The organism is Echinicola salinicaeni (assembly GCF_014280965.1).
Classification (GTDB): Bacteria; Bacteroidota; Bacteroidia; order Cytophagales; family Cyclobacteriaceae; genus Echinicola; species Echinicola salinicaeni.
Genome location: NZ_JACODZ010000009.1, coordinates 244,417 through 253,793, shown reverse-complemented (window position 1 = coordinate 253,793; position 9,377 = coordinate 244,417). Strand labels below are relative to the sequence as shown.

3 protein-coding genes are annotated in these 9,377 nt (G+C 43.4%); all 3 read right to left on the bottom strand.

Annotation, left to right across the window (positions count from 1 at the left end; all coding sequences use genetic code 11):
- The coding region (locus H7U17_RS18130; protein WP_186758167.1) for an MBG domain-containing protein at nucleotides 1-8,174 on the bottom strand (8,174 nt) is incomplete at its 3' end.
- Between the two features lie 57 nt (nucleotides 8,175-8,231).
- A complete protein-coding gene (locus H7U17_RS18125) occupies nucleotides 8,232-8,774 on the bottom strand; it encodes a phage tail protein (protein WP_186758166.1) in 543 nt (180 codons plus the stop codon).
- 51 nt (nucleotides 8,775-8,825) lie between these two features.
- The gene (locus H7U17_RS18120) at nucleotides 8,826-9,368 is read right to left on the bottom strand and encodes a phage tail protein (protein ID WP_186758165.1); all 543 of its coding nucleotides are present in this window, start codon (nucleotides 9,366-9,368) and stop codon (nucleotides 8,826-8,828) included.
- Nucleotides 9,369-9,377 lie beyond the last annotated feature (9 nt).

Here is a 9,377-nt window from a genome sequence, read left to right as displayed (position 1 = left end):
GCCCTGGTATCTATCGGTGAGGTATTCCAGTTCACGTTCAGGTTGATCAACTCATCCTGCTCGGTCCTTACCAGTACCGTTTCAGGAAGCATGATGCCATCCACGGCCACTCCCCAGTCAACGGTAAGCGCAGCAGGTTCGTAGACCTCTTCGATCTTCCTGCCCTGTATACTGAGTGTTGCCGGCTGGTAAACGATATTATAATTCTCCCCTGCGGACAGGCTGCCCAGCTCAATGGCATAAACTCCGATGTCTTCTCCGGAAACCCTGCTCAGGCTGCCACTAAGGATGCTGTCATCGTCACCATTGACAAAACCGGAAGTTGTATAGCTCAATACAGGATCTGCGGTACCATACACCTTGCTCTGGTCATCGGCAACGACCGATAGGTCGGCCTGGCTTATTTCAAGGTTCCCATCCACATAGCTGATCGTATAGTTACTTGAAGTATAACCAGAAGCCGTAATCGCATAATTGCCTACATCTTCTCCGGCTGCACGCCTTACATCCAAGTTACCACCCAAGGCAGTCTCATCATCACCGTTCACAAAGCCTGAATAGGAAACGGTCAAAGCTGGGTCAGGTTCTCCATAAACCTTACTTTGATCGTCCGCAATTACTGTTAAGGCTGCCTGCGTGATCTCAAAGCTGCCATCCATATAGCTGATCGTATAGTTGCCTGAAGTATAACCGGAAGCCGTAATCGCATAAGTGCCTACATCCTCTCCGGCTGTTCTGCTAACATCAAGTGTGCCGCCCAAAGCAGTTTCATCATCACCGTTCACAAAGCCGGAATAGGTAACTGTTAAAGCTGGGTCAGCATCACCGTAAACTTTGGACTGGTCATCAGCGGTAACGGTCAAGGCTGCTGGGGTAATTGCAAAGTTGCTGTCAACATAGCTGATCGTATAGTTGCCAGAGGTATAGCCTGAGGCAGTGATTGTATAGTTCCCTACATCCTCTCCTGCTGTTCTGCTAACATCCAGAGTGCCGCCCAAGGCAGTTTCATCATCACCATTCACAAAACCTGAATAACTCACTGTTAAACTTGGCTCAGTAGCTCCGTAAACTTTGGATTTATCATCAGCAGTAACTGTCAAGGCTGCCTGCGTGATCGCAAAGCTCCCATCCACATAGCTGATCGTATAGTTGCCAGAGGTATAGCCTGAGGCAGTGATCGCATAAGTGCCCACATCCTCTCCTGCTGTTCTGCTAACATCCAGAGTGCCGCCCAGGGCAGTCTCATCATCGCCATTAACAAAGCCTATATAAGAAACCGTTAAACTTGGGTCAGTATCTCCGTAAACCTTGGACTGATTATCAGCAGTAACTGTCAGGGCTGCCTTGGTGATTTCAAAGCTGCCGTCTACATAGCTGATCGTATAGTTGCCTGAAGTATAACCGGAAGCCGTAATCGCATAAGTGCCTACATCCTCTCCGGCTGTTCTGCTAACGTCCAGAGTGCCGCCCAAAGTAGTTTCATAATCACCATTAACAAAACCTGAATAACTCACTGTTAAACTTGGCTCAGTATCTCCGTAAACTTTGGATTTATCATCAGCCGTTACTGTTAAGGCCGCCTGGGTAATCTCAAAGTTGCCGTCTGTATAGCTGATGGTATAGTTCGATGAGGTATAGCCTGATGCGGTAATCGCATAAGTACCCACATCCTCTCCTGCTGCTCGGCTTACATCCAATGTGCCGCCCAAAGCAGTTGCATCATCACCGTTCACAAAGCCGGAATAACTTACCGTTAAGCCTGGATCTGCTGTTCCATAAACCTTGCTCTGGTCATCTGTGGTTACTGTCAGGGCTGCTGGAGTGATCTCAAAGGCTCCATCTATATAGCTGATGGTATAGTTCGATGAGGTATAACCCGATGCGGTAATGGCATAAGTGCCTACATCCTCTCCGGCTGCACGGCTTACATCCAGAGTGCCGCCCAAAGCAGTCTCATCATCGCCGTTTACAAAACCTGAATAACTCACTGTCAAGGCTGGATCGGATTCTCCATAAACCTTACCCTGGTCATCAGCGGTAACTGTCAAGGCTGATGGGATAATTTCAAAGCTGCCGTCCATATAGCTGATCGTATAGTTGCCTGAAGTATAACCGGAAGCCGTAATCGCATAAGTGCCTACATCTTCTCCGGTTGCACGGCTAACATCCAAGCTGCCGCCCAGGGCTGTTTCATCATCTCCGTTTACAAAGCCTGAATAACTCACTGTCAAGGCTGGATCGGTTTCTCCGTAAACCTTACCCTGGTCATCGGCCGTTACAGTCAAGGCTGCTTGGGTAATTTCAAAGCTGCCGTCCATATAGCTGATCGTATAGTTGCCTGAAGTATAACCAGAGGCAGTGATCGCATAAGTACCTACATCCTCTCCGGCTGCACGGCTCACATCAAGCGTTCCGCCCAAGGCAGTTTCATCATCACCGTTCATAAAACCTGAATAGCTAACGGTTATACTTGGGTCAGTAGCTCCGTAAACTTTGGATTTATCATCAGCAGTTATCGTCAAGGCTGCTTGGGTAATTTCAAAGCTGCCGTCCATATAGCTGATGGTATAGTTACCAGAGGTATAACCGGAAGCCGTAATCGTATAAGTGCCTACATCTTCTCCGGCTGCACGGCTGATAGCCAAGGTGCCGCCCAGGGAAGTCTCATCATCTCCGTTTACAAAACCTGTATAAGAAACCGTTAAACTTGGGTCAGTAGCTCCGTAAACTTTGGATTTATCATCAGCAGTTATCGTCAAGGCTGCTTGGGTAATTTCAAAGCTGCCGTCCACATAGCTGATCGTATAGTTGCCTGAAGTATAACCAGAGGCAGTGATCGCATAAGTACCTACGTCTTCTCCGGCTGCACGGCTCACATCCAATGTACCGTTCAGGACAGTCTCATCATCACTATTCACAAAGCCGGAATAACTCACAGTTAAACTTGGGTCAGTAGCTCCGTAAACCTTGCTTTGGTCATCAGCTGTTACGGTCAGAGCTGCTGGGGTAATCTCAAACCTGCCGTCCACATAGCTGATCGTATAGTTGCCTGAAGTATAACCAGAGGCAGTGATCGCATAAGTACCTACGTCTTCTCCGGCTGCACGGCTCACATCAAGCGTTCCGCTCAAAGCAGTTTCATCATCGCCATTCACAAAGCCGGAATAACTAACAGTTAAACTTGGGTCAGTATCTCCGTAAACTTTGGATTTATCATCAGCAGTTATCGTCAAGGCTGCTTGGGTAATTTCAAAGCTGCCGTCCATATAGCTGATCGTATAGTTGCCTGAAGTATAACCAGAGGCAGTGATCGCATAAGTACCTACATCCTCTCCGGAAGCTCTGCTAACATCAAGCGTTCCGCCCAAGGCAGTTTCATCATCACCGTTCATAAAACCTGAATAGCTAACGGTTAAACTTGGCTCAGTAGCTCCGTAAACCTTGCTTTGGTCATCGGCCGTTACTGTCAGGGCTGCCTGCGTGATCTCAAAGTTGCCATCTGTATAGCTGATCGTATAGTTGCCTGAAGTATAACCGGAGGCAGTGATCGCATAAGTGCCTACATCCTCTCCGACTGCCCTGTTCAATGTCAATGTACCGCCCAAGGCAGTCTCATCTTCACTGTTTACAAAACCCGTGTAGCTTACCGTCAAGGCTGGATCTGTGGATCCATAAACCTTGCTCTGATCATTGGCAGTTACCGTCAAGGCAGCCTTGTTAACGGTCAAGGTCTGTACAACAGGGTTGGCTGCATTGGTCACACCATCACCAGTTTGTGTGGCCGTGATTTGCGTGTTACCAGCTTTTAGAACTGTTGCCTGGTTACCCGATATACTTACCACAGTCGGATCAACTGCTGTATAGGTCACCGTTAAGCCCTGATCAGTTTGGGCATCACCTAAAGTGAAGGATACATCTCCATAAGTTTTGTTTGGAATACTCGGAAAAGTAATGGTCTGCTCAACCTTTATTGGTCCTACCAAACCACTTTCTATTGCTGTACCTATATCAGTTCCATCATTTGGGGTCACCTCAAAGCTGATATACTTTCCTTGGTCTGAAACCTGCAAGGTATATTGCTGGGCATTGGCCCCTGATATGGCAGTTTTGCCAGTGCCGCTATTATCATCTGAGCGGTACCATTTATAAGTAGAACCGCTTTCTGGATCACTATTGGCATCCGCAAAGGTATAAGTTCCTGTTAATTGCTCCCCAACGGTAATTGTACCGTTTATGGAAACCGCACTGGCTGTTGGGGCTTCATTGGTGTCCTTGGTACTGGTACCGGTACTCAACGAACCCGTATTTCCTGCGGCATCGGTTAAGGTCACTGATACTGTAATTGTTCCATCTCCCAAACCACTTAAATCAATACCTGTAACCTGATCACTGGCAGTCGCAATAGTTCCTGAACCAGTCACATTCGTCCCAGTGCCAGAACTACTGAAGGTATAATTATAGGTGCTTCCAACCTCTGCTCCTGCAAATGTATAGCTTACCGAAGCTTGATTTGATCTATCAATTGGATTTTGGTCAATAGATATTGAATATCCACTAGGTGCAGTTTGGTCTAATACGGCAGAATTATTCGATACAGTAGCTCCTGTATTGCCTCCTGCATCCCTCAGGTAAGCCTGTACCCTTAAAGTCCCATCTACTAGAGAACTCACATCTACAGTGACCATTTCTGTTACACTGCCCGCATTAGTATTACCTGAAATTGTCGCCGTATTACCGTCTCCACTACTGGAAATGGAATAATAGATTCTCGTACCGATTTCTGCATTAGCAACGCTAAAGGAAGTTGAACCGGCTTCAGTGGCATTGACCAGATTATCATCCCATGAAACGGTATAACCAGTCGGTGGTCCAGCATCTTTGGTTTCAGAATCAGTAGCATTTGTACCTTGGTTACCTGCAGGATCAGTCAAAGATACCGTTAAGGATATAGTTCCATCAGTCAAACTTGACAGGTCATACCCTGCTCCTCCATTATTAAAAGTTTCCAGTGTTGAAGAAACTGTTTCAGTTCCTGAAACTGCTGCTCCTCCTCCTGAACTTGTAAAAGAATAATTCAATGTACTTCCTACTTCCAGTCCTGCTCCTGCAAACTCAATAATGGTCTCATTGATGGAATTAATTATGGTTTCACCCAATAAATCCATTGATACCGAATAGCCGGAAGGGGCGGTAGAATCCTTAGCTGCTGTGTCAGTAGCAGCTGATCCCGCATTTCCTGAGTCATCTGTTAGTGTAACAGATAGCGTAACTGTTCCATCACCCAAACCACTCAAATCTATTCCTGTAACTTGATCAGTAGCAGTCGCAATAGTCCCTGAACCAGTCACATTCGTTCCACCACCAGAACTGCTAAAGGTATAATTATAGGTTGTACCTATCTCAGCTCCACTAAAAGTAAAACTGGCCGTAGATTGGTTGGTATTATTGATAGGACTTTGGTCAATGGAAACGGAATAGCCCGAAGGGGCAGTCGTATCTTTAATTACTGTATCTGTCGCTGCAATGCCTGTACTACCAAAAGTATCTGTCAAGGTCACCGAAAGGGTGATGGTACCATCACCCAAGCCACTAAGATCAATACCTGTTATTTGGTCAGTAGCTGTTGATATGGTTCCTGTGCCTGTTAAATTAGTGCCACCTCCAGTACTCGAAAAAGTATAATTATATGTAGCACCAATTTCTGCACCAGCAAAGGTAAAACTCACTGCTGATTCATTGGAAGAATTAATACTGCTCTGATCGATAGTTACCGAATATCCCGTTGGAGCTGCTAAATCCTCATCTTTAATGGTCAAAGTGACTTGTTGTGTCCCGCTTTCCACCGCATTGGTAGGTGTTCCCATATCAATGATGATAGTTTCATCCCCTTCTTCAAATCCATCATGTTGAGAAGTAACCCTGATACTGTCCATATACTCTCCAGGAGATAAAATAATCGTAGAGCCAGTAATGGAATAATCCGTACCTCCCCCTGAAGCAGTACCTGAAAAACTCAATGGAATAGTAATAGTAGTTCCTGCAATTGCATCTATTTTGCCTCGGACATAAGCCTGCCCACCACTTTCATTGGTAATGGGGTTATAAATATTCAATATTTCTAAAGAAGCATTAGGCGCAATATCATCATCAGTGATGGTATAGGTCACCTGCTGGGTACCACTTTCTGTTCCTCCGGTAACTGAAGCAATGTCAATAATAACCGTTTCATTGCCTTCGTACAATGCATCTGGCACATTGGTTAAGTTGATATTACCGGTGGTATTGCCTGCTGGAACAATGATTGAAGTGGCTGTAAGACTATAATCCACACCCAAATCTGTAGCGGTACCATTGAAATCCAAGACTATATTTACATCCTCGCCATAAGTATTGGAAAGTGTGGCAGTTACTTGCGTGGGAGTCGTTATACTTTCTGATTTACTGGTAGGTAAAATACTTAAAGTCACTGTGGGAACAGGATTGACATTAAGTGTCGCGATATAATCTCCTGAACTGTACTCTGATCCATCATTGACCTCAAACTGAAAGGAAGCATTGGTGCTACCATTTTGAATATATTGAAGATCACCAGCATCAAGATCTGATTTGCTGATTTGGTCGTTAACGTTTACTTCTTCCCCTGCATCGTAAGCATCATCATTATCCGCATCCACATAAAGTGTTCCTGCAGGAGGTAAAGATTCTATTAATACATGATTAAGAGGATCACTATCATTATAGCCGAAATCTGAAGTAGCAAAAGTATAAGTCAGGTTTTCATAAGGACCATTAGCTCCTGTAAAATTAGAGGCTGTGGGAGCTGTTGAAGCTTCACAGAAATTAAAATTATCAATGGCCAATTCGATAAAACCACCACCTATGGTAAATACCAATTCATCAATATTAGTGTTTCTATAATCAGCAGCCCCGTCAGTAGAAAAATCTATGGTGAAAAAGCCATTATTACTTGTCGTAGTGGTAGGGAAACCAGTGTTTTTTGTAATGGTAAATTGATTTGCTCCACCTAATTTTCCTGTAATGCTTAAAGTTCCCGTTCCTGTTGGATCATTTCCATTTGTTTGATCGGAGAGAAAAATATCCAAGGTTTTCATAGTGAAATTTGTCACTGAGCTCAAAGAGAAGGAGCCAGCAGTAAAATCATTTGTTATATACCTATCAGATGTGCCTGCCCCGAAGCCATTTCTATTTTCTGTCTCCAAACCAGTTCCCAAAGAAAAGTTGATTCCATTACTGGAAAAACTTGTAGAAGCATCAGCAATACTTTCAAAAGTTTCCACATTACAAGCACCCACATAATGAACTTCGCCTGAAATAAATGCCGGTGTTCCTGAATTACCACTGTCATTTTGGATATCGGTACCACTTTTTAGGTCCAAACGAATAGAACCTTCTCCTCCTAATCCATTTACTGTGACAGTATAAGAAGAACCTGAGCCGGAAACAGTTCCTATTGTCCCCACTGCCGAACCTGTTTTTATTAGTTCAAAATCATCCGCAGTTACATTATTGGCATTTTTAGAAAAATTAACTTCGTAGGACACTCCACTATCAGTAGTAAGTGGGCTACCTACTAAATCAATACTTGTAACCACTGTAGGATCTAGCGCTCCTGGATCATATGGATCTCCATATGTAAAATTATCTATATATATATATAAGTCAGTTCCTTCTATTCTAACTTCATCGATATCATAAAAATCAGGATTTGCAATAAAGTTTTGTGTTCCATTAAAGGTAACATTAACAGTAGATCCAACTTGTGTACCATCTTTATAAGCCTTGACAGTACCTGAAGTTGAAGAGCAACCACAGCCTTCCTGCAACCAAATAGATCTTAATTGGAAATCTTTATCTCCAACTTCCTTAGTGATTTTCCAGCCAGTTACTCCTCCAAAAGTCAGATTAGTATCATCTAAAGCCCTTGTATTATTAAAGCCTTGATCTGAACTACTCACATAGGCATTGGAATTGCTTCCAGAAAAAATCTGAAACCTAACACCAGCAGTATCATAAGTATTTGTTTCATTTAATGATAAAGCTGTAGATTTAGTAATTCCATTAAAATCTAAAGTAGTCTGACCAAAACTATTAATAGAGTATAAAAAAAATATCAGTACTATAGACAAGCTATAGCAAGCAGTAAAATTCTTCATAATATTGAATTTTAATATATCTAATATCCGGGCAAGCAATGCTTGCCCGGATTGTCTTTAACTCCTTGATGGAAAAATTCCTTGAATGCAAATGATAAAATGTACCCCTAAGAAAGGGTTGCGGGTATCTACTGGAATATTTCCTCCTGTATTTCCAATAGTCTGCGGGGACATGGTGGCATTGGGTGTACTTCCATAGGCATTTACACCTATGGCGTCCCCTCCTCTTTCTATCGTAACTTGTGATACTGCCGGGAAATTATTAACTGGCGTGGAACCAGTTCCAGCTGCATTGCTTACATTTACAGCATGATTATGGCTGGGCATGTTCTGATTAAGTATGGTTACCTTTTCTGTACCGCCTTTAGCCCCTTCTCTAATATCTGAGAGACCAGGTCCATGTCCTACACCAATTGCTGCCCTTCCTCTCAAATCTGGTAGTGCAAAAGTGGTCCTTCCATCCCCACCATACATTGTCCCTATTATGGAAAATAAAGTTTGGTTTTGGCTAATTGGTAAAATTTGGCCCTGGCAAAAAGCCCAAGATCTTGGGGCAAAATTGCCCGCAAACATTCTGATTTCTCCTATTGTTCCTTCCATAATGAAATTTGAATAATCGTGATAAAATTCTTTTCGATGTAATTAGTTTTTTTAACTTCTTGATGGATATATTCCATTAACACAAATAATATAATGTAGTCCCATAAAAGGATTCCTTATACCGAAGGGGATATTGCCTCCAGTGTGACCAATAGCATTAGGGGACATATTTGCATTTGGAGAACTACCATAAGTGTTCACACCAATTTTATCTCCTCCTCTTTCAATTTGTACTTCAGATACAGCAGGATAATTATTACTTGGATTAGAATCAGTTCCCGAAGCATTACTTACACTCAGTACATGACTATGGTTGGGTAAATTTTGTTCAGTTAAGGTCACTTCTTCTCTTCCTCCTTTTTGACCCTCTTGTACAGGAGATAAGCCAGGTCCACTTCCTATACCTATCGCAGTTCTTCCCCTTAAATCCGGCACTCCAAAAGTAGTCCTACCATCTCCTCCATAATAGGTTCCGATTACTGAAAATAAAGCGGTATTGGATGCTATAGCTAATAACTGTCCATCGCAAAAGGCCCAATTCCTCGGGGGGAAATTACCACCAAACATTCTGATTTCTCCAATGTATCCTTCCATTGTAGTTGA